Origin of the sequence: Thermoactinomyces sp. FSL K6-2592 (assembly GCF_038006465.1) — a bacterium.
Lineage (GTDB): Bacteria > Bacillota > Bacilli > Thermoactinomycetales > Thermoactinomycetaceae > Thermoactinomyces > Thermoactinomyces vulgaris.
On record NZ_JBBOVH010000001.1, the window covers coordinates 1,866,244 to 1,890,199 of the forward strand.

The window sequence follows — 23,956 nt, forward strand, 5'->3', positions numbered from 1 at the left end:
CCTTCTAACAACCTTATGGCAACTGCTTCAATACTTCCACCAATCCTTCAATGGTGTACTCTTTGGCAATGCCGTCCACTTTCAATCCCAATTCCCCGGCCGTTTGAGCCGTAATCGGGCCGATGCAGACAATGTGCACCCCTTTTAGTAATGAAGGCACATCTTTTTCCACCGTTTGCAGGGACCGGACAAAGTTCCGGACCGTGGAAGGACTTGTGAAAGTAATCACATGAATCGTTCCTTCCCGTAACCCCTCAACGATTTCACTCACATTTCCAGTTTCTGTCTCCGTGTCATATGCATCGGCATCGGTCACTTCACAACCCATCTCAGCCAGCTTGACCGCTAAAATTTTGCGGGCGATGTTGGCACGGGGCAATAAGATTTTTTCTCCCGCTTTGACTTGGTGGCGAAGACTTTCAATCAACCCTTCCGCCTGGTATTCTTCGGGAATCACGTCAACGAGCAACCCTTTTTCCCACAAGGCTTCTGCCGTTTTCGGGCCGATGGCGGCGATCTTCGCTTTGCCCATTTGACGGATATCGATCTTTAACTCGCGCAGTCGCGAAAAGAAAAATTTCACCCCGTTGACACTGGTAAAGATAATCCAATCATACTCATGAAGGCGGCGGAGGGATTGATCAAGAAAGTCCTGGCGTTTCGGGCGGGTGATTTTGATCACCGGAAACTCCAGCGATTCTCCTCCCAATTCATGAATCTTCTCCGACAAGCTTTGGCTTTGCTCACGCGCCCGGGTAACTAAAACCCGTTTGCCAAACAATGGTTTTTGTTCAAACCATGCCAGCTTTTCACGCAGGCGGACCACTTCCCCGACCACAATCACCGCCGGCGGGCGGAATTTTCGTTCTTCCGCCTTTTCAACAATATCCTCCAGCGTGCCGGTCAAAGTTTCCTGTTCCATTTTGGTTCCCCAACGGATCAAAGCCACCGGCGTATCGCCGGATCTTCCGTATTTTCTCAACCGTTCAACGATATAGGGAAGATTTTTGACCCCCATCAAAAAAACCTGGGTTTCGGTTGCTTTGGCCAGGGAAGCAAAAGAAACGGAGGGTTCATTTTTTTCTTTCCGTTCATACCCGGTGACTACCGAAAACGATGCATTCATATCCCGATGGGTGACCGGAATCCCTGCATAAGCCGGAACGGCAATGGCAGAGGTGATGCCGGGGATCACTTCAAAAGGAATGCCTTCTTCCACGCAACGTTCGGCCTCTTCCCCGCCGCGTCCGAAAACAAAAGGATCCCCGCCTTTCAGCCGGACCACCGTCAATCCTTGTTTGGCCTTTTCAACCAGCAGATCATTGATCTCTTCCTGGGTGTGTGTATGATGGTCGGATGATTTTCCCACATAAATCCGTTCGACATTCTCTTTTGCATGATTCAAAAGCTGGGGGTTGGCCAACCGGTCATAAATGATCACATCCGCTTTTTTCAGCGCCTTTAATCCCTTGACGGTGATCAGGCCCGGATCCCAGGGACCCGCTCCAACCAGATAAACCATACCGGTCATATCTTAAGCCCCTCCCGCACGGTTTCCAACAGACGACCGGCCCCTTCTTCTTTTAAAGATGCCGCCAAATCTTTTCCGAGCTTTTCGGGATCTTTCCCACGGATGCTTTTTTTGATCACGTCTTGTCCCCCGGGATCGGCAACCAGACCGGTCAAATGAATTTCATCTTGATCCAATACAGCATGAGCCGCAATCGGCAAATGGCATCCGCCTTGAAAAGCATGCAAAAAAGACCGTTCGGCAGAAACGGCTTTGTTCGTTTCCTCATGATTCAACCGCTGTAAAACAGACAAAAGCTCTTCATCATCCGCACGGCACTGGACAGCCAAAGCCCCTTGCCCGACCGCCGGCAGCATGACATCCGCGGTTAACTCCTGGCAAATTTTGTTTTCCCAGTCCATCCTTTTCAATCCGGAAGTCGCCAAAATAATGGCATCAAACTGGCCTTCTTGCATCTTGCGGATTCGCGTTTGCAAATTGCCCCGCACCGGTTCCACTTTCAAATCCGGACGATAAGCCAGAATTTGCGCCTGGCGCCTCAAACTGCTGGTTCCCACCACCGCTCCGGACGGGAGTTCATCCAATGTTCTTCCGTCGATGGATAACAGGGCATCCGTCGGTGTTTCCCTTACCGGAACCGCCCCGATCACCAATCCCGGAGGCATTTCAGAAGGCATGTCTTTCATGCTGTGTACGGCAAAATCAATTTTCCCATCCAACAAAGCTTGTTCAATTTCTTTTACAAACAATCCTTTGCCGCCCACTTTGGACAAGGTGACATTTAAAATGCGATCGCCTTTAGTTACAATTTTTTTCACCCGGATATCCAATCCCGGTTCCAATTCCTTCAAGTGTTCCATCACCCAATGGGTTTGGGTAAGTGCCAACTCACTTCGTCTTGTTCCTGCCACAAGCGTCCGCATGCCACAGACCCTCCTTTCTCCTTCGCTCCGCTTAAAATCATGTTTTCCAACCATTCCGCCATTTCACGGTGAACCCCGTCCGGATTTCGGCGGCAAGCTTCAATCCACCGGTCCGATGCCAATTCTTTGTACAGCTGGTACCGGATCCGTTTCTCCGTGACTTGGACTTGAATTTTCTGCCGCATCTCTTGCACCAGGTCCAAATAAAGCTCATATTCCTCGCCATAGGCATCTTCCAGTTCGCGGCGGATTTTCTTGGCCACGGACGGGCTTGCCCCTTGCGTGGAAATGGCGATTTGCAGTTTCCCCCGTGTCAATACCGCAGGGATCGTAAAATTGCAAAGCCCGGGCTGATCAACAACGTTAATCCATTGATCGCGCATCTTTGCATGACAATAAACAGTCCGGTTGACACCCGGATCATCGGTGGCGGCAACCACCAAAAATTGGCCTGCACCATCCTCTTGTTGGTAAGGCCGGGCGAACCATTCCACTTTTCTGGAAAGCGCCCAATATTTGATCATGGGCGTGATTGCCGGACTCACCACTTTGACATGAGCCCCGGCATCGATCAACGTCTTCACTTTGCGCCCGGCCACTTTTCCTCCTCCCACCACCAAACAGGGCTTTCCTCTCAGATCAATCATCATGGCATAGGGTTGTCTCATCTTTGTCGTGCTCCTTCCGCTCTCAGAACCATTGATGAAAGGAAACACCTGTCCGGGTAATGAAATAATTCAGCAAGATGGATAAAAAAGAAAGCGAACTCCACCAAGCCAGGCGCCGGCCGGTCAACCGGGTGCGCGTCCATTGCCAGATGATCCAGCCGTACAAAATCATTACCCAAAACGTTCCCCATAATTTCGGATCCAACCAAAGCCGGTTGCCAACCGTTTGGTAACCATAAATGATACCTAATAACACGGAAATTAGCAAGAAAACGGCACCGGCGACAACCGACCAAACGGAAAAGGACTCCAACCGGTCCAAGCTGGGCAAGATGCGCAACAAACGATTCCACTTTTTCTCTTTCAGCAAATGATTGCTGACCAGATAAAGCCCTCCGCTGATACAGGCCAGCGAAAATGCGGCATAGGACATCATTGCGATGGTCACATGAATGAAAACCAGCTCCGTCAACAACAAATATTCAAAAGCTGCGGATGGATGACGAACAAAAAACAGATTCAACACCAAAACGACAAACCCCATCAGATTGGCCAGGAAATAATAAACCGGCATGCGATAGACCAGATGCATGACCAGTGTAAAACTGACCAAAATCCATGAGTAAATAAAAAAAGCATCAATCCAAAACGGCAGTTGTTTGGGCCACCAGTTAAGAACCACCAGGATGAAAACTGCCGTTTGGATCAACCATACAATCCCCAAGAACAAATACGATATCTTCTCGGAGCGCCTGTTTCGGTGCAACAGATCAGCAAAAGAAAACAAGATGCTGAACGCATATAAATAAATGATGAAGTCATAAATCCAACGCTCCGCAAACATCAAGGTTTCCTCCTTTAAATGCGGGCCCAAGCCTCTTGACCAAGCGCTGGATTTTTCACTTCCACTTTGGCCGGTTCTTCCTCATCTTCCTGTTTTAAAAGCTCTTCCAAAGCAAACAAATAAACAAACATTTCCTGTGCTGCTTCTTTTTGTGGCGTGGTGGCCAGTTCCTTCAGGCGGACAATCGGATCACGCATCATTTGGTTCACAATGCTCTTGGTATGTTTGCGAATGACCCGTTTTTCCCGCTCGGTCATCTCCGGCAACTTCCGTTCGATTTTGTTCACGGCATCTTCCTGAATGGACAGCGCTTTTTCCCTGAGCGCCGAGATCAGGGGAACCACACCCAAAGTGTCCAGCCATGTGTTAAATTCCCGAACCTCTTCCTCAATCCAGCCCTTGATTTTTTCGGCTTCTTTCTGCCTGAGGGACATGTTGGATTCAGCAATTTCACGTAAATCATCAATGTCATATAAAAACACGGACTCCAGCCCGGCAATGGACGGTTCGATGTCCCGGGGCACGGCGATATCGATCAAGAAAAGCGGGGACCGGCGGCTTTTTAAAACCGGTTCCACCATGGAACGGGTCAAGACCGGCTCCTTGGCTCCGGTGGAACTGACCACGATATCCGCTTCTTTCAGGCAAGCAATCAAATCTTCCCATGGCCTTGCTTCCCCGTGAAACTTTCCGGCCAGCTCCTCCGCTTTCGAAAAGGTCCGGTTGACAACTTGTACACGCTTTGCCCCGTTGGAATAAAAATGTTTCGCCGTCAATTCACTCATTTCCCCCGCACCGACCAAAAGAATCGTTTTATCCTCAAAGGAGTCAAACATTTTCTTGCCCAATTCCACAGCAACATAACTGACGGATACGGCATTTTGTCCGATCTCGGTTTCTGAATGAACGCGTTTTCCAAACGTGACGGCCTGTTTAAACAATGTATTGAATAACGTTCCGGTTGTTTTGCTTTCCATCGCTGTGAAAAAGGCTTGTTTCACCTGTCCCAGGATTTGGGTTTCGCCCAGCACCAAGGAATTCATGCCGCAAACGACATGAAACAAATGCCGGACGGCATCTTCGTTCTTTTTCACATAAAGGTAATCGCAAAACTCTTCTTTGGGGATACGAAACCAGTTCTCAATAAAAGTTTTGGCGTAATATTCACCGGTATGGAGCTGGTCACAAACCACATAAAGCTCCATACGGTTACAAGTGCTCAAGATCACGCATTCCATAATGCTTTTCATATCCCGCAACGTTCTTAAAGCATAATCCAAGCGGTCTTCCGAAAAGGCAAGCCTTTCCCTCAATTCAACCGGAGCTGTCTCGTGATTCAGTCCAATGGTCAGTATATGCATGTTGCTCTTCACCTCGAATCCCAACACTGGGCACAAATCTGCGATGAATCAAACTTCATTATAACATACTGTTGTAATCCCCGGAAAAACGGGTGTGAACACATTTTGAAGCCACCGGAATCCCATTGAACAAATATTGGCAATCTTATTATATAATGGAAATATAGATCCATGCCTAATTTAAATGAGGTGATCGACTTGAAAAGGTCTGTCAAGCGGCTTCCTAGTATCCTGCTCGTTCTTTCTCTGGTCTTTTTGTCAACGGCATGCACATCTTCCTCTGACGATAAATCCAACATCCGGCTGGTCGAGGTGACGCATTCCATCTTTTACGCACCGCAGTATGTGGCCTTAAGCCAAGGCTTTTTCGAACAAGAAGGATTGTCGGTTGAACTGGTCAACGGAAACGGCGGGGACAAAACCATGACCACCCTCCTGGCCGGGGAATCCGATATCGTTCTGGTCGGCGTGGAAGCCGGCATCTATGTCACCGCCCGTTCCCGTTCCGATACGGTCAAAGCCTTTGCACAACTCACCCAAACCGACGGATCGTTTTTGGTATCCCGCAAACCCGTCCCGCAATTTGATTGGCAAATGTTAAAAGGCCAATCGTTGTTGGGGCAACGGCGGGGCGGCATGCCGGAAATGGTCAGTGAATATGTACAACGGAAAAATCAATTGATCCCCCATCAAGATGTGCGAATCATCCAAAATGTCGATTATCAAAATTTAGGAAATGCGTTTTTGGCCGGAACCGGCGATTTTGCCCAACTGTTTGAACCCGTTGCTTCCAAAATCGAAGCCGAAGGCAAAGGATACATCGTCGCATCGTTTGGAAAAGAAAGCGGCCGTCTCCCCTACACCTGTTACTTGGCGAAAGAGAAGTGGCTCCGCGAAAATCCGGATATTGCCCAAAAATTTGTCCGGGCCGTGTACAAAGGACAAATCTGGGTGAAGAACCACTCCCCCGAAGAAATTGCCTCCGCCATCCAAAGTTATTTTCCCGATACCGACCGCTCCATCTTGATTCGTGTAATCAAACGCTATAAAGATCAGGATTCTTATGCAGACAATCCCGTCATCGATCCGGATGAATACGGGCATTTCCTCCGGATTATGTCCCAAGCCGGCGAATTGCCCAAAAACGTCCCTTATGAACAACTGATCGATCCTCACATCAGCCAAAAAATTGTGGATGAACTCAAAGGGGGGACACCATGAAACCCACACCGGCCATCCAGTTTCAGAACGTGACGCATACCTTCTTCAGCAAAGAAGAAGAAGTCACCGCCATCCGGGACATCAATTTCACCGTCGAACAAGGAGAAACCCTGGTTTTAGTCGGTCCCAGCGGGTGCGGAAAAAGCACTATCCTCTCGCTTCTGGCCGGCATTTACAAACAGACGTCGGGGCAAATTCGGTTGTTCGGCAAAGAAGGGAAAACCCATGCAGCCAAATACACCGGTTACATGCTGCAAAAGGACGGATTGCTGGAATGGCGCACCGTCCTCAAAAACATGATTTTGGGCTTGGAATTCCGGAAACAAAACACGCCCGAGCGCATTGAGTACGCCCTTCATCTGCTCAAACAAATGGGTCTGGAACATACATCCCATCAATATCCGTCCCAATTGTCCGGCGGCATGCGGCAACGGGTGGCGCTGGTCCGCACATTAGCCGTCAATCCGGAAATCCTGCTGTTGGATGAACCCTTTTCGGCTCTGGATATTCAAAACAAAATCGCTTTGGAAGACTTGTTGATGGATGTCATGAAACGACACAAGAAAACTGCTGTCCTTGTGACCCATGACCTGGAAGAAGCCCTGGCGGTGGGCGACCGGATATTGGTGATGGGCGGACGTCCCGGAACCATTCAAAAAACGATGGTCGTTCCGGAAGAAATCCGCGCTTTGTCTGCGCTCAAATCCCGCAGCCATCCTGTTTTTCGCCGGCTGTTTGAACAGTTGTGGCAGGAGGTGGAACAACCATGAGCTTCTTTTCATGGAAAAAGTGGTTGACCAAGGGGGCCAAGAGCCCCTCACATGCCGATTTCCTGCGCCGGTTGCGGCTCCGGCAAATCGGGGTTTGGTTCTTGCGCTTCCTGATCCTGGTCGGTTTTGTCTTTGCATGGGAATGGGGGGCCCGGGCCGGTTGGATTGACTCCTTTTTATTCAGCAGTCCTTCGCTCATGATGAAGCAAGCGGCCGAATTGGCCCGTTCCGGGGAATTATATGCCCATATCGCAATCACATCGATGGAAACCATCGCCGGCTTTTTGATCGGCACCCTATCCGGGGTCATCCTGGCCACCATTATATGGGCTTCGCCGTTTTTATCCCGTGTTCTGGACCCCTATCTGGTCGTTTTAAACAGCATGCCGAAAGTGTCGCTCGGCCCCCTGTTCATTGTTTCGTTTGGTTCCGGCTTCATCTCCATTCTGGCCATGGGAATCGCCATCACCGTGATCATTACGACCATCGTCATTTACACCAGTTTTCAAAGTGTGGATTCCAGTTATCTCATTTTGGCCCGTTCGTTTGGGGCCAGCCGCAGCCAAATCTTTTGGAAGATCATCTTTCCCGCCGCCATTCCCGATATGATTGCCGCCTTGAAGGTCAATGTCGGGTTGTCATGGGTGGGGGTCATCGTCGGCGAGTTTTTGGTCTCCAAACAGGGACTCGGTTACTTGATGATTTACGGTTTCCAAGTGTTTAATCTGCATCTTGTGATGTTAAGCCTGATGATCGTGGCGGTCATCGCCACCATCATGTATCAGTTGATCGCGATCATTGAAAAACGGCTCGTTTCTAAAGGACAGCAGCAAAACGGCTAACCAAAGCGTATGTTTTGTCCCGCTTTTATTCAGCCGTTTTCTGCTTCCCAACCCTTTCTTCATTTTTTCTTCACGGCCGGCAGGATAAAACCGGCCGGATCGATAAATCTGTACCTTGCTCCTGCTGAAATTGTGATAAGATGTAAAAGGAAAATTCTACTTATTGACAAAGGGAGAAGGGGTTATGCAAACAAAGATTATCGGTTTTATCATCACACTGGTCGGAATCATCCTTCTGCTTGTCCAAACCGATCTCACTTCTCTTGCTTCCTTGATCACTTGGCCGTTTCTCATATTCTTGTTCAGTGTCCTTTTGCTTTATGTCGGAATCTTGAAGAAAATCAGCACGTTGACCTTATGGGCCGGTTTCGCCGCCACCATCAGTGTCACGGCCTGGGGATTGAAATACGTCAACGGCTGGCCCAAACATTGGAGCATATTGGTTGCTCTTTTCGGATTGGTCGTTTTGTTGCAATTTACCATTAATAAAAGCAAAATCACGGCTTTGGTCGGGGTGATTTTGATATTGACGGGAATTTTTGCATACCCGGGCATCACCGAACTTCCTTTGGTTTCCCCGATCACTTCGGTCTTTCATGCTTATTGGCCCGTCTTGATCGTGATCTTGGGACTGGTTTTTATCTCCAAAAAATAATCCGGTCATGCAAGCGACGTTGGACAAACGTTCCGGAAACCCGGTCTTCATCAGGTCAACCGGAGATTCCCGGCGGACCGTTTACCGGAAATGGGAAGGGCATGATGAATCATCGCCGGCCAAATCCACCGGCCCCGGTGCATGAGGATGGGACAACCGGGGATGCCGGTGGTTTTCTTGCTGAAACCGGTCTGTGAAACCGCCCCTTTCTTATGGGAATTGCAATCCCTCAATGGTTTGTGAATAACTTAATGGTGAAAAACGGTACACATTCCGATGAAGAAAACAAGGGAGAGATCGCGGGATGATTTCATTAAAAAGCCCCCGGGAAATCCGTAAAATGCATGAAGCGGGAAAACTTCTTGCCCAATGTCATCAGCACTTGAAGAAACGGATTCAGCCGGGAGTGACAACACTTGAGATTGACGAATGGGTGGAACAGTTTTTGAAGCAACACGGGGCCACCCCGGAACAAAAAGGATACATGGGCTATCCTTATGCCACCTGTGCTTCGGTCAACGATGAGGTGTGCCACGGTTTTCCCCGGAAAACACCGCTGAAAGAAGGAGACATTGTTTGCATTGATATGGTCGTCAACCTGGACGGCTGGTTGGCCGACTCGGCTTGGTCTTATGCAGTGGGGGAGATTTCCGAAGCGGCCCGAAACTTATTAACCGTCACCAAAGCCGCATTATATAAAGGCATTGAACAAGCCAAACCCGGCAACCGGATCGGGGACATTTCCCATGCCATCCAGTCTTATGCCGAGGAAAACGGAATGTCGGTGGTCCGTTCGTTTATCGGACACGGGATCGGCCGGCGCATTCATGAACTCCCCGAAGTTCCCCATTTCGGCCCGCCCGGCCAGGGGGCCGAATTAAAAGAAGGAATGGTGATCACGATTGAACCCATGCTGAACTTGGGTAACCATTTGGTCAAAATCATGGAGGACGGATGGACGGCCAAAACAGTGGACGGAAGTTTGTCGGCGCAATACGAACACACCGTGGCAATCACCAAAGACGGGCCGCTCATCCTGACCCGGCAACCGGATGAAACCTTTGATTTTTAAGCGAAAGAAAAAGGGCTGTGCGGATCGCGACAGCCCTTTTTTGCTTAAAGGTCAAAAACAGTTTTCAAATTGGATTTTTCCTCATAACGCTGAAGTGCCAACTCAATCAGTTTGGAAATTAATTCCGGATAAGAAACCCCCGAATGCTCCCACAATTTCGGATACATGCTGTAAGGCGTAAAGCCCGGCATGGTGTTAATCTCATTGATCAACACTCGGCCGTTGTCTTTGCGGATGAAAAAGTCCACCCGCGCCAGGCCGCTGCAATCAATGGCTTTGTATGCCTGAATCGCCAGTTGCCGGACCTTGCCGGTTGTCTCTTCCGGAAGTTCGGCCGGAATCCGCATCACGGATTTCCCGTCAATATACTTGGCTTTATAATCATAAAATTCATTGGAAGATACGATTTCCCCCGGCATGGAAGCTTGCGGTTCATCATTTCCCAACACGGCCACTTCCACCTCATGCGCGGGAATAAACTCTTCCACAATCACCTTCCGGTCATATTGGGCAGCCAACTGCAAAGCCTCCGTCAATGCTTCACGGTCTTTTGCCTTGGAAATCCCCACACTGGAACCCAGATTGGCCGGTTTGACAAAGCAGGGATAGCCAAGCGCTTGTTCCACTTTTTCGATCACGCTCTCGATGTCTTTCTCAAGCTCTGACTTCAAGAAATAAACATATTTGCCTTGCGGAAGACCCTCTTGTTCAAACACTTTCTTCGCCAACACTTTATCCATGCCGACAGCCGATGCCAACACCCCAGCTCCGACATAAGGAATCTGTGCCACTTCCAACATGCCCTGAATGGTCCCGTCTTCACCGTATGTGCCGTGCAAAACAGGAAACACCACATCCACTTCATGCGGGGCAAACGCAGGCAAGGTTCCGCTTCCTTTGGACACAAGCGCCGGCAGATGGTTTTGCAATTGCTCGCAAACTTCTTTTTCAAGCGTGCCGGCAATGGCGGGAATCGCTTTTTCCCCGAAATGCCATTGTCCTTCATGCGAAATCCAAACGGGAATCACTTCGTATTTGTCCCGGTCAATCGCCTGGATCACGGATGCGGCCGAATTTAAAGAGACTTCATGCTCCCCGGATCTTCCTCCGAACAAAACCGCAACACGAACTTTTTTCTCCATTCTCCCACCCTTTCTTCCGTCTAATCCTGATTTGCGTTCACTTGTTCCTCAATCAAGTTCCACAACCGCTCTTTACCATATGCAGTTTGCGCGGAAAAGAGAAGGAACGGATCTTCTTTTTCCATATTCAAAGTTTCCCTGATGATCTTGGCATGCTTTTGCCATTTTCCCTTCGGAACTTTATCTGCCTTGGTGGCCACGACCCATGTCGGGATGGAATAATACGTTAAAAACTCGTACATATTCTGATCATCTTTCGAGGGTGGGTGTCGCAAATCAACCACTTGGATCACCGCCTTGAGCGGTTCCCGTTTCAGCAAATAAGTTTCCATCATTTTTCCCCACTGTTTTTTCATCGCTTTCGGAACGCGCGCAAATCCGTATCCGGGAACATCCGCAAAATAAAAAAGGTCATTGATCCGGTAAAAATTGATGGTTTGGGTTTTCCCAGGTTTCGAACTGGTACGCGCCAGATTTTTTCTTCTGATCAGACAATTGATGAGCGATGATTTACCCACATTGGAACGCCCGGCCAGAGCAATCTCCGGCAGGGCGTCATCGGGGTATTGATCCGGTTTCACCGCACTGATCACAAACTCAGCTTTCTTCACCAGCATAAGGATCCCTCACTAACGCCAACCGCAACACTTCATCCATGTGCTCCACCGCGGTAAACTCCAATTCTTTCCGCACGCTTTTGGGAATGTCTTGGAGATCTTTTTCATTGTCCTTGGGGATCAACACATGTTTGATGCCCGCCCGGTGGGCACTTAACGACTTTTCCTTCAATCCGCCAATGGGCAGCACCCGTCCGCGCAAGGTGATTTCCCCGGTCATCGCCACAAAACGGGAAACCGGAATTCCGGTCAATGCGGAAACCAAAGCGGTGGCCATGGTAATTCCGGCTGAAGGGCCGTCTTTGGGAATGGCTCCTTCCGGAACGTGGATATGAATGTCATGTTTCTCATGGAAAGACGGATCAATGTTCAATTCCTTGGCGCGGGAACGGATGTAACTGAATGCGGCTTGGGCCGATTCTTTCATCACGTCTCCCAATTTCCCCGTCAATGTGAGCTTTCCGTTTCCGGGCAACAAGGAGACTTCCACGGACAACGTGTCCCCGCCCGCTTCCGTCCAAGCCAGGCCGGTCGCAATCCCGACCTGATCCTTTTCTTCCGCCCGTCCGTAACGGAAACGCTCCGGTCCCAAATATTTTTCCAAATTATTGGATGTAATGACCACTTTCTTTTTCTTGCCGGAGACAATTTGTTTGGCCGCTTTCCGACACAAGGTTCCGATCGTTCTTTCCAGATTCCGGACGCCGGCTTCCCGCGTGTAGTTGCGGATCAATTTCAACAATGCCCCCGACTGGATTTGCATGTTTTCTTTGGTCAATCCGTGTTCTTTTAACTGTTTGGGGAACAGATGGTCTTTGGCGATATGCTCTTTTTCAATTTCTGTATAGCCCGAAATGTATAAGACCTCCATCCGGTCAAGCAACGGACGGGGAATATTGTGGATCACATTGGCCGTGGTGATAAACATCACTTTGGACAAATCATACGGAATCTCGATGTAGTGATCGCTGAATGCCTGGTTTTGGTTCGGATCCAAGACTTCCAAGAGCGCGGAAGCCGGATCACCTCTGAAATCCATGGACATCTTGTCAATCTCATCCAGCAAAAAGACCGGATTGGTGCTTTGTGCTTGTTTCATTCCCTGAATGATCCTGCCCGGCATGGCACCGACATAAGTGCGGCGATGTCCGCGAATCTCCGCCTCATCCCGCACGCCTCCCAATGAGACACGGACAAAATTCCGTCCCAGCGCACGGGCAATGGAACGTGCCAAGGAAGTTTTTCCGACTCCCGGCGGGCCGGCCAGACAAAGAATGGGGCCTTTCATTTTCTTGACAATTTGCTGCACAGCCAGGTACTCAAGCACCCGTTCCTTTACTTTTTCCAATCCGTAATGGTCCTCGTCCAGCACTTTTTCTGCTTTCTCCAGGCTGAGATCGTCTTCGGTTTCATGAAGCCACGGCAAATCCAATAACCAATCAATATAATTGCGAACCACACCGCCTTCAGCGGAACTGGTCGGGATTTTTTCCAAACGGTCAATTTCCTTGTCAATCTTTTCTTTGATCTCTTCAGGCGCTTTTAGCTCGGACAGTTTTTGCCTCAATTCTTCCACTTCGCCCATGCGCCCTTCTTTTTCTCCCAGTTCCTTTTGAATGGCTTTCATTTGCTCACGCAGATAATATTCTTTCTGCGTTTTTTCCATCTGTTTTTTGACCCGGGAGTTGATCTTTTTCTCCAACTCCAGAACTTCTTTTTCATTATGGATGAGTGACAACAATTTCTCGAGACGTGCTTGAACGTTCAACGTTTCCACAATCGTTTGCTTATCTGCAATCTTCAGCGGAAGATGCGATGCGATGATATCCGCCAGCCGTCCCGGTTCATCAATATCCGCCACGACCGAATACGTTTCCGGCGAAAGCTTTTTGGACAAGCGCAGGTATTGTTCAAAATGCTCCAACACAGCGCGCATCAGAGCCTCCGTATCCAGGCCGTCTTCTTCTTCTTCTGCCAATTCTTCATACCGGACGATGTAACAATCTTCATCATCCATGTATTCAATGATGCTTGCCCTTTTCAAACCTTCCACAAGCACCCGGATGGTGCCGTTTGGCAGCTTCAACATTTGACGAACCTTTGCAATCGTACCGGTCCGGTAGATATCGTCTTCGGTGGGTTCCTCTATTTGAAGCTCCTTTTGCGTTGCAAGCAAAATCAAATTTTGGTCGTCCACCATTGCCTTTTCCAATGCTTGAACCGACTTTTCTCTTCCTACATCCAAATGTAAAACCATGGTGGGAAATACAACCAAACCTCTCAATGGCAAAAGAGGCAATACATGTTGTTCCCCTTCTTTTACAGCCATACATGCACCTCCGTTGCTGTCAACACAAGGAACAGGATGCCAGCTTTGTACGATTTTATCTTATTCATTCTCTTTTGTCTACGACACGAGGGCAACCGCCGGAAGCCGCCCGCAGCCGGACAAAAACATTCTGCATTCCTTATTATACCGGAGCAGAAGTGGGTGAAAAGAGAACCGGCATCTCCACGGATTTTTCCCGGCCAAAAGCAAGTTCAAAAACCGTCTCAATGCGTTCAACAGGAATGACTTCAATCCCTTCCAACTGCATAAAAATCGACTGCATGTTTTCTTTGGGAATCAACACTCTCTCGGCTCCTGCCTGCTTGGCGGCTTCCACTTTGGCAATGATGCCTCCCACGGGCTTCACATATCCGTGAATGCTTAATTCTCCGGTCATGGCCATTTTGGGGTCCATCGGAATGCCTTGAATGGCGGAATAAATTGCCGTTGCCATGGCGATTCCCGCTGAAGGGCCATCCACCGGCACACCACCGGGAAAATTGATGTGCAAATGGTAATCATCCGGTTGCAACCTCATTTTTCGCAGAACCGTCATCACATTTTCCACCGAACCCCGGGCCATGCTTTTCCGCCGCAGTGTCCGCTGCCGGTTGGCCATTTCCTCTTCTTCAACCACTCCTGTAATCCGGACGGTTCCTTGATCTTTTGCTGCGCGGGCTGCCGACACTTCAATTTCCAAAGTCGCCCCCATGTGCGGTCCGAGAACGGCCAATCCGGTGACGAGCCCCACTTGTGCTTTTTCCGGCATTTTCAATTCCGGCCGCGGATTTAACTGGCTGCTGTTTACAACCCATTCCACGTCACGGGCTTCCACCCGGTTGCGCTGTTCACTCAATGCCACGCCCACTGCGGTTTGGACAATATTCACCGCATCGCGCCCGTTCATCGCATAACGCATGATCACCTGAACGGCATCCGGGCTGTAATCAAAATGAATCCTCTTCAAGGCGTCGGTGGCAATTTTCTCGATTTCATGCGCCAACAGCGGTCGAAAAAAAATCTCCATGCAGCGTGACCGGATGGCCGGAGGAATTTCTTCAGGAGGTCGTGTGGTTGCACCAATGAGGCGAAAATCAGCCGGCAAACCGTTTTGGAAAATGTCATGAATATGCCGGGGGGTATTGGTGTCTTCTTCATTGTAGTAGGCACTTTCCAAAAACACCTTGCGGTCTTCCAACACTTTTAACAGTTTGTTCATTTGCACGGGATGCAATTCCCCGATTTCATCGATAAACAACACCCCGCCATGCGCCTTGGTCACCGCTCCCGGTTTGGGTTGGGGAACCCCGGCGACTCCCATGGCTCCGGCTCCCTGATAAATCGGATCATGCACGGAGCCGATCAAAGGATCGGCAATGCCCCGTTCATCAAAGCGGGCCGTGGTCGCATCGATTTCAATGAACTTGGATTTTTCATTAAAGGGAGAGAAACGGTTCTTTTTCGCCTCCTCTAAAATCAAGCGCGCAGCCGCGGTTTTCCCGACTCCGGGCGGCCCGTAAATCAGGACATGCTGTGGATTCGGCCCGCACAACGCCGCCTTTAACGAACGAATGCCCTCTTCTTGTCCGACAATGTCCTCCAGTTTGGCCGGCCTGGTTTTTTCCGCCAGGGGTTCGGTCAAAGAGACCTCGCGCATCGACCGGAGCCTTTCCAATTCTTTGCGTGATTCTTTATTCACCGCACTGCGGCTGGATTGTTGGCTTTTTAACAAACTCCAGAAATAAATCCCGATAATGATGGAGAAAAACACTTGTAAAAACATAAGTAAAGAAGTCCAGCTCATAGGCCCCTTCCTTTCCTCCCTGCAATTTGGACAGACATCGTCTGCTTTTTCTGTATTATGACCGCAGGAGGAAAGGGATACTCATGCTTTTGCAATAGCCAAAAAGCACCAAAACCTTTGCATCAACGACTTTTCATGTACATGTCAAAAGCCCAGTGCAGCATCGGGATGACCGGGTAATCCCACTCTCCCATAAATTGACAGGCTTCTCCGCCAAAGCCCATTTTAAATTGCAGCAACTCAAATAACCGGTTGTTTTCATCCAAAACCGTGGAAATTCCCCGGAAATCAAAAATGGTGTCGCCATGCCGGTAAGCATCCTGAATCATCTTCCAACGCAACAAGTACGCGGACGGATCCTCGTACGAATCACTGCGCCGTGCATTGTACAAATCCCATGTATGCCCGTCCACTCTCACAGCCAGCGAGGCGCTTAACAACTGATTGTCTTTTCGTGCCAAATAAAGCCGGATCCGGTAAGGATTTTCCAATATCAATGTTTCAAACATTTTTTCAAAATAAGAAACATCGCGGACATTGGATTGTTCCCTTTTGGCCGTCAACGAGAGCAACTTGTGAAACTCCGGCAAATCGTTTTCAGTTCCCAAGTTGACATGCACTCCGCTGTTTTCCGCTTCCCGGATCCTTTGTTGCCAGTCCGGATGGAAACCCGAAAAAATCTGTTCCAACGATTTTCCTTTCATGTTCAGGCGAAAGACAAACTGTGGTTGCACGGTGTCGAAACTGTCTTCTCCGCCGTTTTGTCTCCATCCCATCTCCACCAGTTCCTGTTTTACATACTCCACCGCATTAAAGACCTGATCCGGCAAAATGTCGGTCAAACGTTTATTTTTCAATCCATGGGATTTAAATTCCTGAACAGCTTGGGAAATCCGGTTCGCAGACCACTTTTTGCTGACAAGCGGCGGATCCATTTTCACGGAGAATACATTACGGTTTTTCAAATGGTGAAACAAAGGATGGAACCAGTCGGTCAGGGAATAACTTGAAAACCAATCGATCATCGGTCCTCGGGGTATGTATGCCAAATATTTATTTAATCCGGGTACCTTCCTGTATAATACAACAGCTCCGCCCACCAATTTGCCGTCTTTTGTCACCCATCCCAAAAATTCATGTATCCATTTCCATTCGGATTTCAAGTCCGCCCAAGACGGGTACTGTAAGAAATTTCTGTAAGGTTGTGTCTCAACGAAATCCAGAAATTTTTCTCGCTCCACTGAAACGATTTGTAACAAATTTCCTCACCCCTTTGTTAATCGAAAAAGCAGCTCTACCCGCAACGTAGAACTGCTTCTAATTCGATCAGAAACTACTACATTTTAACATATCATGAACCATAGAAAAAAGCATCTGCTATTTCTTCAGCAGATGCCCAAATCCCATTGTTCCTCAAGCAGATTCTTCTTTTTTTGTCGTAATGACGCGCCCTTCACGGGTATAGAGTTTCGGGCTTCCTCCTTGCACCACCGTGTCCTTGGTGATGACACATTTGACGATATCATCGCGCGAAGGCAATTCAAACATGACATCCAACATGATGGACTCGATGATCGCCCTGAGTCCCCGGGCACCCGTTTTGCGCTTGATGGCCTCTTTGGCAATGGCCTCCAGCGCGTCTTGTTCAAAGGACAATTCGACATTGTCCATTTCCAACAGTTTTTTGTACTGTTTCACCAGTGCATTTTTGGGCTCGAGCAAGATGCGCACTAGCGCTTGCTCATCGAGCGGTTCCAATGTAGAAATGACCGGAAGCCTTCCCACAAATTCCGGAATGAGACCAAACTTCAAGAGGTCTTCAGGCAACACCAGCTTCAGATATTCGCCCGGTTTCATGTTGACGTTTTGCTGATCCATTCCAAAACCGATCACTTTCTTGCCGATCCGCCGTTTAATGATCGTTTCCAATCCGTCAAAAGCGCCCCCGCATATAAACAAGATGTTGCTGGTGTCAATTTGGATGAACTCCTGATGCGGGTGTTTGCGCCCTCCTTGCGGTGGCACACTGGCAACGGTTCCTTCCAAAATCTTCAGCAACGCCTGTTGGACACCCTCACCGGACACGTCACGGGTGATCGACGGATTTTCAGATTTGCGGGCAACTTTGTCGATTTCATCAATGTAGATGATTCCGCGTTCCGCTTTTTCAATATCGTAATCCGCCGCTTGGATCAATTTGAGCAGGATGTTTTCCACGTCTTCCCCGACATAACCCGCTTCCGTCAGCGACGTCGCGTCCGCAATCGCAAACGGGACATTCAGGATGCGGGCCAATGTTTGGGCAAGGAGGGTTTTCCCGCTCCCCGTCGGCCCCACCATCATGATGTTGCTTTTTTGCAGTTCAACATCATCGGATTTCTGCGAAGAATTGATCCGTTTGTAGTGGTTGTAAACCGCAACGGACAATGCTTTCTTCGCTTCTTCCTGACCAATGACGTATTCCTCCAGAATGGAGCAGATCTCCTGTGGTTTGGGCAAGTTTTGCAAATCAATTTCTTCTTCATTGCCCAATTCTTCTTCCACGATTTCATTGCACAATTCAATGCATTCGTCACAGATATATACACCAGGTCCGGCGACCAGCTTGCGCACCTGATCCTGGGATTTTCCACAGAAAGAACATTTCAATTGTCCTTTTTCTTCATTGAACTTGAACATCTTCTCTCTCACCCCTTTCAACGATTGGTGGCCATCACCTGATCCACGATGCCGTATTCCTTGGCCTCTTCGGCACTCATGAAATAATCGCGGTCCGTGTCCCGGGCGATCTTGTCAATCGGTTGCCCCGTTCTTTCAGACAAGATCCGGTTGATTCTCTCTTTGGTCTTCAGGATCCAGTCTGCATGAATTTTTATGTCTGTCGCTTGTCCCCGGGCGCCTCCCAACGGTTGGTGAATCATCACTTCGCTGTTTGGCAGCGCCAAGCGTTTCCCTTTCGCACCGGCGGCCAGCAAAAAGGCTCCCATGCTGGCGGCAAGGCCGACGCAAATGGTGGAGACTTGCGGCTGAACATGATTCATGGTGTCGTAAATCGCCATTCCGGCGGTTACGGAACCACCTGGTGAATTTATGTACAAATAAATGTCTTTTTCCGGGTCTTCCGCACTCAAAAACAGCAATTGGGCAACAACCAAATTGGCCACATTATCATCGATGGGGCCTCCCAAAAAGATAATGCGGTCTTTCAACAGTCTGGAATAGATATCGTAGGAGCGCTCTCCCCGATTGGTCTGTTCTACCACCATTGGCACCAAAGGCATTAAAAACACCTCATTTCGGAGTGAAAAATTTGAAAAACAAGGCACGTTTTCACGTGCCTCACTTCATCTCCTATCATCATTATGCCTTATTTTTACTGTTCGATACAAGTAGATCGATCGTTTTCTTCATGCGAAGTTGATCCTTCACGGAATCAAGGGCACCTTGATTTTCCAGAATGCGGCGAACTTCATCCGCTTCGCGGCCCATTTCCTCAGCCATTTGTTTGATTTCTTCTTCTACTTCTTCATCTTTGACTTCAATTTGCTCTTCTTTGGCAATGGCTTCCAAAACGAGATCAGCGCGAACGCGTTTTTCCGCATCTTCTTTGAACTGGTCTTTTAACGCTTCTTGATCCTGGCCGGTGAATTGCGCATAGGTTTCCAAGTTCAAGCCTTGATACATCAAGCGTTGTTCAAATTGGCGCAACATGTTTTCCGTTTCGTTTTCAATCATCACTTCCGGAATTTCCACCGTTGCATTTTGCGCCGCTTTTTCCACCAGCTCATTGCGGATGAAGTTTTCTTTGTCTTTTTCCGCTTTTTCTTTCATGTTTTTCTCGATGTCGGCTTTCAATTCTTCCAGCGTGTCAAACTCGCTGACATCTTGAGCAAATTCGTCATCCAGCTCCGGCAGGTTCATGCGTTTGATTTCATGAAGTTTCACTTTGAATGTAGCCGGTTTTCCTTTCAAATCTTCAACATGGTATTCTTCCGGGAAGGTGACTTGAATTTCTTTTTCTTCTCCGGCTTTCATGCCGATCAGCTGGTCTTCAAAACCGGGGATAAACGTTCCGGAACCGACTTCCAGCGTGTATTGTTCCGCTTTACCGCCTTCAAAAGGTTCTCCGTCGACAAATCCTTCAAAGTCAATGATCACACGGTCGCCTTTTTCCACGGCTCCTTCTTCCACCGGTTCCAATTGACCTTGTTGTTTTTGCATGCGTTCGAGTTCTTTTTCCACATCTTCGGGTTTCACGGCGAATTTTTCTTCGTCCACTTCCACTTCCAACCCTTTATACTCGCCGAGTTCCACTTCCGGCTTTACGGTCACCGTCGCCTTGAAGATCAACGATTTGCCTTTTTCCAGTTGCTCAATGTCGATTTCCGGACGGTCCACCGGCACGATTCCCGTTTCTTCCACAGCTTCTTCATAAGCTTTGGGCAGCAGGATATCGAGGGCGTCCTGATACAACACTTCGACACCAAACCGCTTTTCGAAAATGGCACGCGGCACTTTCCCTTTGCGGAATCCGGGGACATTCACTTGTTTGACCACTTTTTTAAACGCTTGATCCAGTGCGTCTTGAACCGATTGCTCATCTGTTTCGACCGTAAGGATACCTTTGTTTTTTTCTGTTTTTTCCCAGCTTGCCTTCATTACACAGTTACCTCCTGCATCACAAATCTATCATATGGTATGATCAGTCCGATTCACTAGTATCGCTCCCCGCAATAACCACTTCATTATAACACAGTAAAGCAACTTTTCAATAAACATCCATGAACAGGAAAAAAGCCCCTATGAACCCGGGGAACTTACTATTCATCATTATGTATCCCATACCAACAGCCACTATGTTAAACCATGTGATCTCATCTTGTAAAGAAGATCAACAATTAACTATAAATATTCGTTTCATCTTTTCCATTTCCTCTTTTTATCCGTGATCCCGGGACAAAAAATGCCGGACAGCCCGGATGGCATCGAATGAACGACAACCCCCGCGGTTATCCGGGTCGGCCCGGACATAAAATACATCAGGTGGCTCTTGTGAAAAGAGCCACATTCCCTTTCTTTTTAAGAGATTTTTCCAACCGCTTCCTCGTATTCCCGCTTCAGCTCCGCCACCACTTCCTGAACGGTTTGGACTTTCCGGATCTGACCCACTCCGTGGCCGGCCGACCAAATGTCTTTCCATGCTTTGGGACCGGTTTCATTCATTTTGGAGAAATCGACGGTTCCCTTTTTCTCCAAGTGCTCCGGATCCAAACCGGCTCTTTCGATGCTCGGTTTCAAATAGTTGGCATTGACACCGCTGAATGCGTCGGTGTAGATGATATCATCCAAGTCTGACTCAATCAGCATGTTTTTGTAATCTTCACTGGCCAAACTTTCAACCGTCGGAATGAAACGCGTCCCCATGTAAGCGAGATCCGCTCCCATTACTTTGGCTGCCAGGATATCGCGGCCGTTGGAAATACTTCCGGCCAGAATCGTCTTTCCGTTCCAAAATTTGCGCACTTCACCAATGAACGCAAACGGGTTGATCGTCCCGCCATGCCCCCCTGCGCCGGAACAAACCAGAATCAATCCGTCAACACCGGCAGACGCGGCTTTTTTGGCATGAGGCAAAGTGCTCACATCCGAAAACACCAATCCGCCGTATTCGTGCACAACATCCACCACGGGCGCCGGATTGCCGAGGGACGTGATCACAATGGGCGGCTTGTATTTTTGGATCGCTTTCAAATCTTCCTCATATCTCCGGTTGGTCCGGTGCACCACCAGGTTGACCGCCCAAGGGGCCACGGTTTGGTTTTTTTCCAATTCTTCGATGGATTCCGTAATTTTTTTCATCCAAACATCCAAATCTTCGGACGTCCTTGCATTTAACAAAGGAAATGAACCGACGATTCCGGCTTTGCAACACTCGATCACCAATTCCGGGCCGGATACCAGAAACATCGGCGCTGCAACCACAGGCAAAGTTAATTGTTCCAAGTTTGGCATGTTTCATCGCCTCCTCTTCTACATCTTACCCGAATCTGAAAATATTTTCAGCCTAAACGTAAGGTTTTATTTTTTCTGTCAATTTTTTAATTTCCGTTTCCAAGTTTTTGATCTTTTCTTCCAACTGTAAAAGCTGTTGTTGCTTTTCTGAACGCCCCGTCCTCCACTTTTGAATCCGCTCAAACAAGAGCAACAGGCTGGGATCATGCATAACCGTCCAGATGACCGCATCCTCAAACGTTTCTTTCCTTCCCGGCATTCCGTGGTCTTTTCCGTTTCGCAAATGTTCATCCAAGAGCTTTTCGATTTTGCTGTTGTTTGGGCCGCCGGATTGCCGGAAGAAAGCTTCGATTCGCTCTTCCATGGTCATTTTGCGCTCTTTCAACGCCATCCCCCTTCCCGTCATCCCGTCAAGCTCTTTTGGAACGGAACACTCTCCATAACAGGTAAACACTCAGCGCCGATGCCCCCCACAGCATTCCTTGCATCAACCATTTGATCGACTGGACTGACTGCATCCATTCATTTCCAAAAGCAAGAAAAACTGCCGATCCCACGAATAAGCCGCTTGCCAGCCAAGCCAACGCCATCCGGTTGACCATCTTGTTCATTTGCCGGACCAAATGATCATCGGTCCGGTTTTCCACCACCACTTTCCAGTCATTCCACGCAAGCCGCTCCAGGATTTTGTTCAGCCTGCGCGGCAAAGTGCCGGTCAGCTTCGCCACTTCACTGATCCAACTGGCATTGGCCCGGTAGTTAAACCTCCGCGACAACCAGCTTTTCAAGATTTGCACATCGGCCGATTCCACAACCGTGTGGTAACTGATTTCCGGGCACAACCACCGTGCCGTCCCTTCTGCGGCCGTGAATCCTTTTGCCCACAAAGCCATGGCATTGGGAATGCGGCAATGGTTTTTCACCCCGATCACAATCGCCTGGATCAAGAGATTCCCCCAATTGTATTTGCCCGCCTGATCACTGTTCACATAGTGCACAAAATGGGAACGCAACTGATCTTTTAAGCGGATCGGATCGGTGTAAGGCGTCGGTTGGATAATATCCAAAACGGCTTCCGCCGCATCTTCCGCCTGATTCAAGCGGGTGTGAAGCAACATGCGGAAAATGGCTTCGGTATGGAGGGAATCCACCCGCCCAACCATTCCCCAGTCAATCACATACGCCTTTTTCGTGTGCTTATCGATCATGATGTTGGAACCGTGCGGATCACCATGATAATATCCTTCGGAAAACGTTTTGACATAATAATGGGCCAAATCGACCATCCGCATAAACCGTTCTTCAAACGTGAGAAAATCCACCGGAAATTCTTTGAGATTCCAACCGTCCACATACTCCATCACCAGGACATTTTTTGAAACCTTGTACACTTCGGGGACGGAAATGGTCTCAAAATCCTTCATCATCTCCCGGTGCTCTTTCATGGTCCGGGCTTCGGCCAGCATGTCCAGTTCGTTGGTCGAACTGCTGTAATAATCACGGACCAACCCGTTTAAATCCACTGAAGCTGCGTATGGGGGAGGGAGCCTTTTTTGCAACCGGCCGGCAAATTTTTGGATGATGGAAATATCGATTTCAAACAGTTTGTCCACGATGGGGCGGACCACTTTGACGGCACAAACCCGTCCATCCTTTAATTGTGCACGGTACACTTGGGCCAATGAAGCGGATCCGACCGGTTCCGGGTCAATCCACTCAAACTCCTTTAATCCTTCCGGAAGCCCGTCTTCCATCACCGCGGCCATATAGCGGAAAGGCATGGGAGGAACTTCGTTTAACAACTCCGAAAGTTCCGTCGTCACCGGCTCGGGAATGATTTCCTGCCGGGAAACAAGAACTTGTCCCAGTTTGATAAAAGTGGGACCCAGTTCCTCAAAAACCATCCGCAGCCGGCGTCCGAACCGGCGCAGTTTTTCTTCTTCTTCCCGGGTCCGCTTTTTAAAAAACAGCCGGAACAACCCGCGGTCTTCCAACAAGTGAAGCAACCCGTGCTTGGCAAAGATTCCGGCAATGGTGCGATACCGTTGACTTCTCGTGATTTTCAAACGCATTTCAAGAATTTCCCGCCTCGCCTGATCCAACTCCAAATCCGAAACCTCTTTCGCCGACACGACGGACACACCCATCCCCCCTTCCAAAGATTA

At 48.9% G+C, this 23,956-nt stretch carries 21 protein-coding genes; 5 read left to right on the forward strand and 16 right to left on the reverse strand.

Going from position 1 to position 23,956, the window contains the following annotated elements:
* Positions 1 to 13: 13 nt before the first annotated feature.
* Genes cobA through hemA form a run of 5 tightly spaced genes read right to left on the reverse strand, consistent with a single transcriptional unit; the run spans position 14 to position 5,327 of the window.
* On the reverse strand, positions 14 to 1,531 hold the full coding sequence (cobA, locus tag NYE37_RS09755) for a uroporphyrinogen-III C-methyltransferase (RefSeq protein WP_049719898.1): 1,518 nt from the start codon (positions 1,529 to 1,531) through the stop codon (positions 14 to 16).
* Positions 1,528 to 2,454 carry a hydroxymethylbilane synthase gene (gene hemC / locus NYE37_RS09760; protein WP_037993535.1) on the reverse strand — a complete coding sequence of 309 codons (927 nt, stop codon included), beginning with the start codon at positions 2,452 to 2,454 and terminating at the stop codon, positions 1,528 to 1,530. Before hemC ends, cobA begins: the two co-directional genes overlap by 4 nt.
* Positions 2,391 to 3,122: a precorrin-2 dehydrogenase/sirohydrochlorin ferrochelatase family protein gene (locus NYE37_RS09765; protein ID WP_052186621.1), complete on the reverse strand. Its 732-nt coding sequence runs from the start codon at positions 3,120 to 3,122 to the stop codon at positions 2,391 to 2,393. Before NYE37_RS09765 ends, hemC begins: the two co-directional genes overlap by 64 nt.
* 22 nt (positions 3,123 to 3,144) lie before the next feature.
* Positions 3,145 to 3,966 carry a cytochrome C assembly family protein gene (locus tag NYE37_RS09770; protein WP_037993537.1) on the reverse strand — a complete coding sequence of 274 codons (822 nt, stop codon included), beginning with the start codon at positions 3,964 to 3,966 and terminating at the stop codon, positions 3,145 to 3,147.
* Positions 3,967 to 3,980: 14 nt separating this feature from the next.
* Positions 3,981 to 5,327 (reverse strand): glutamyl-tRNA reductase, encoded by a 1,347-nt coding sequence (hemA, locus tag NYE37_RS09775; protein WP_037993539.1) that lies wholly within the window; start codon positions 5,325 to 5,327, stop codon positions 3,981 to 3,983.
* 171 nt (positions 5,328 to 5,498) lie between these two features.
* Between hemA and NYE37_RS09780 the strand changes: the two genes are divergently transcribed.
* The 5 genes from NYE37_RS09780 (at position 5,499) to map (ending at position 9,887) form a co-directional block, all read left to right on the forward strand.
* Positions 5,499 to 6,548 (forward strand): ABC transporter substrate-binding protein, encoded by a 1,050-nt coding sequence (locus tag NYE37_RS09780; RefSeq protein ID WP_198050590.1) that lies wholly within the window; start codon positions 5,499 to 5,501, stop codon positions 6,546 to 6,548.
* Complete coding sequence (locus NYE37_RS09785) at positions 6,545 to 7,318, forward strand: ABC transporter ATP-binding protein (protein WP_037993542.1); 774 nt, start codon at positions 6,545 to 6,547, stop codon at positions 7,316 to 7,318. Before NYE37_RS09780 ends, NYE37_RS09785 begins: the two co-directional genes overlap by 4 nt.
* Complete coding sequence (locus NYE37_RS09790) at positions 7,315 to 8,160, forward strand: ABC transporter permease (RefSeq protein ID WP_049719894.1); 846 nt, start codon at positions 7,315 to 7,317, stop codon at positions 8,158 to 8,160. Before NYE37_RS09785 ends, NYE37_RS09790 begins: the two co-directional genes overlap by 4 nt.
* A 184-nt stretch (positions 8,161 to 8,344) precedes the next feature.
* Positions 8,345 to 8,815 (forward strand): hypothetical protein, encoded by a 471-nt coding sequence (locus tag NYE37_RS09795; protein WP_037993544.1) that lies wholly within the window; start codon positions 8,345 to 8,347, stop codon positions 8,813 to 8,815.
* 304 nt (positions 8,816 to 9,119) lie between these two features.
* On the forward strand, positions 9,120 to 9,887 hold the full coding sequence (map, locus tag NYE37_RS09800; protein ID WP_037993546.1) for a type I methionyl aminopeptidase: 768 nt from the start codon (positions 9,120 to 9,122) through the stop codon (positions 9,885 to 9,887).
* Between the two features lie 44 nt (positions 9,888 to 9,931).
* On the opposite strand, the gene NYE37_RS09805 is transcribed toward map, so the two are convergent.
* The 11 genes from NYE37_RS09805 to NYE37_RS09855 form a co-directional block, all read right to left on the reverse strand.
* Positions 9,932 to 11,029: a D-alanine--D-alanine ligase gene (locus NYE37_RS09805; protein ID WP_037993549.1), complete on the reverse strand. Its 1,098-nt coding sequence runs from the start codon at positions 11,027 to 11,029 to the stop codon at positions 9,932 to 9,934.
* Between the two features lie 20 nt (positions 11,030 to 11,049).
* Entirely contained in the window at positions 11,050 to 11,646 is a 597-nt protein-coding gene (yihA, locus tag NYE37_RS09810) for a ribosome biogenesis GTP-binding protein YihA/YsxC (RefSeq protein ID WP_037993550.1), read from the reverse strand.
* Complete coding sequence (lon, locus tag NYE37_RS09815; protein ID WP_037993552.1) at positions 11,627 to 13,975, reverse strand: endopeptidase La; 2,349 nt, start codon at positions 13,973 to 13,975, stop codon at positions 11,627 to 11,629. Before lon ends, yihA begins: the two co-directional genes overlap by 20 nt.
* 142 nt (positions 13,976 to 14,117) lie before the next feature.
* Positions 14,118 to 15,779: an ATP-dependent protease LonB gene (gene lonB, locus NYE37_RS09820; protein ID WP_049719893.1), complete on the reverse strand. Its 1,662-nt coding sequence runs from the start codon at positions 15,777 to 15,779 to the stop codon at positions 14,118 to 14,120.
* A 122-nt stretch (positions 15,780 to 15,901) separates the two neighbouring features.
* On the reverse strand, positions 15,902 to 17,020 hold the full coding sequence (locus NYE37_RS09825) for a lipid II:glycine glycyltransferase FemX (RefSeq protein WP_231564566.1): 1,119 nt from the start codon (positions 17,018 to 17,020) through the stop codon (positions 15,902 to 15,904).
* A 172-nt stretch (positions 17,021 to 17,192) separates the two neighbouring features.
* The gene (gene clpX / locus NYE37_RS09830) at positions 17,193 to 18,458 is read right to left on the reverse strand and encodes an ATP-dependent protease ATP-binding subunit ClpX (RefSeq protein WP_037993558.1); all 1,266 of its coding nucleotides are present in this window, start codon (positions 18,456 to 18,458) and stop codon (positions 17,193 to 17,195) included.
* Positions 18,459 to 18,475: 17 nt separating this feature from the next.
* On the reverse strand, positions 18,476 to 19,060 hold the full coding sequence (gene clpP, locus NYE37_RS09835) for an ATP-dependent Clp endopeptidase proteolytic subunit ClpP (protein WP_037993559.1): 585 nt from the start codon (positions 19,058 to 19,060) through the stop codon (positions 18,476 to 18,478).
* Positions 19,061 to 19,139: 79 nt separating this feature from the next.
* Positions 19,140 to 20,438, reverse strand: a complete 1,299-nt coding sequence (gene tig, locus NYE37_RS09840; protein WP_037993561.1) for a trigger factor — start codon at positions 20,436 to 20,438, stop codon at positions 19,140 to 19,142.
* 420 nt (positions 20,439 to 20,858) lie between these two features.
* Complete coding sequence (locus NYE37_RS09845) at positions 20,859 to 21,791, reverse strand: NAD(P)H-dependent flavin oxidoreductase (RefSeq protein WP_037993563.1); 933 nt, start codon at positions 21,789 to 21,791, stop codon at positions 20,859 to 20,861.
* Between the two features lie 52 nt (positions 21,792 to 21,843).
* Positions 21,844 to 22,176: a hypothetical protein gene (locus tag NYE37_RS09850; RefSeq protein WP_231564560.1), complete on the reverse strand. Its 333-nt coding sequence runs from the start codon at positions 22,174 to 22,176 to the stop codon at positions 21,844 to 21,846.
* 25 nt (positions 22,177 to 22,201) lie between these two features.
* Entirely contained in the window at positions 22,202 to 23,938 is a 1,737-nt protein-coding gene (locus NYE37_RS09855; protein WP_049719891.1) for an ABC1 kinase family protein, read from the reverse strand.
* Positions 23,939 to 23,956 lie beyond the last annotated feature (18 nt).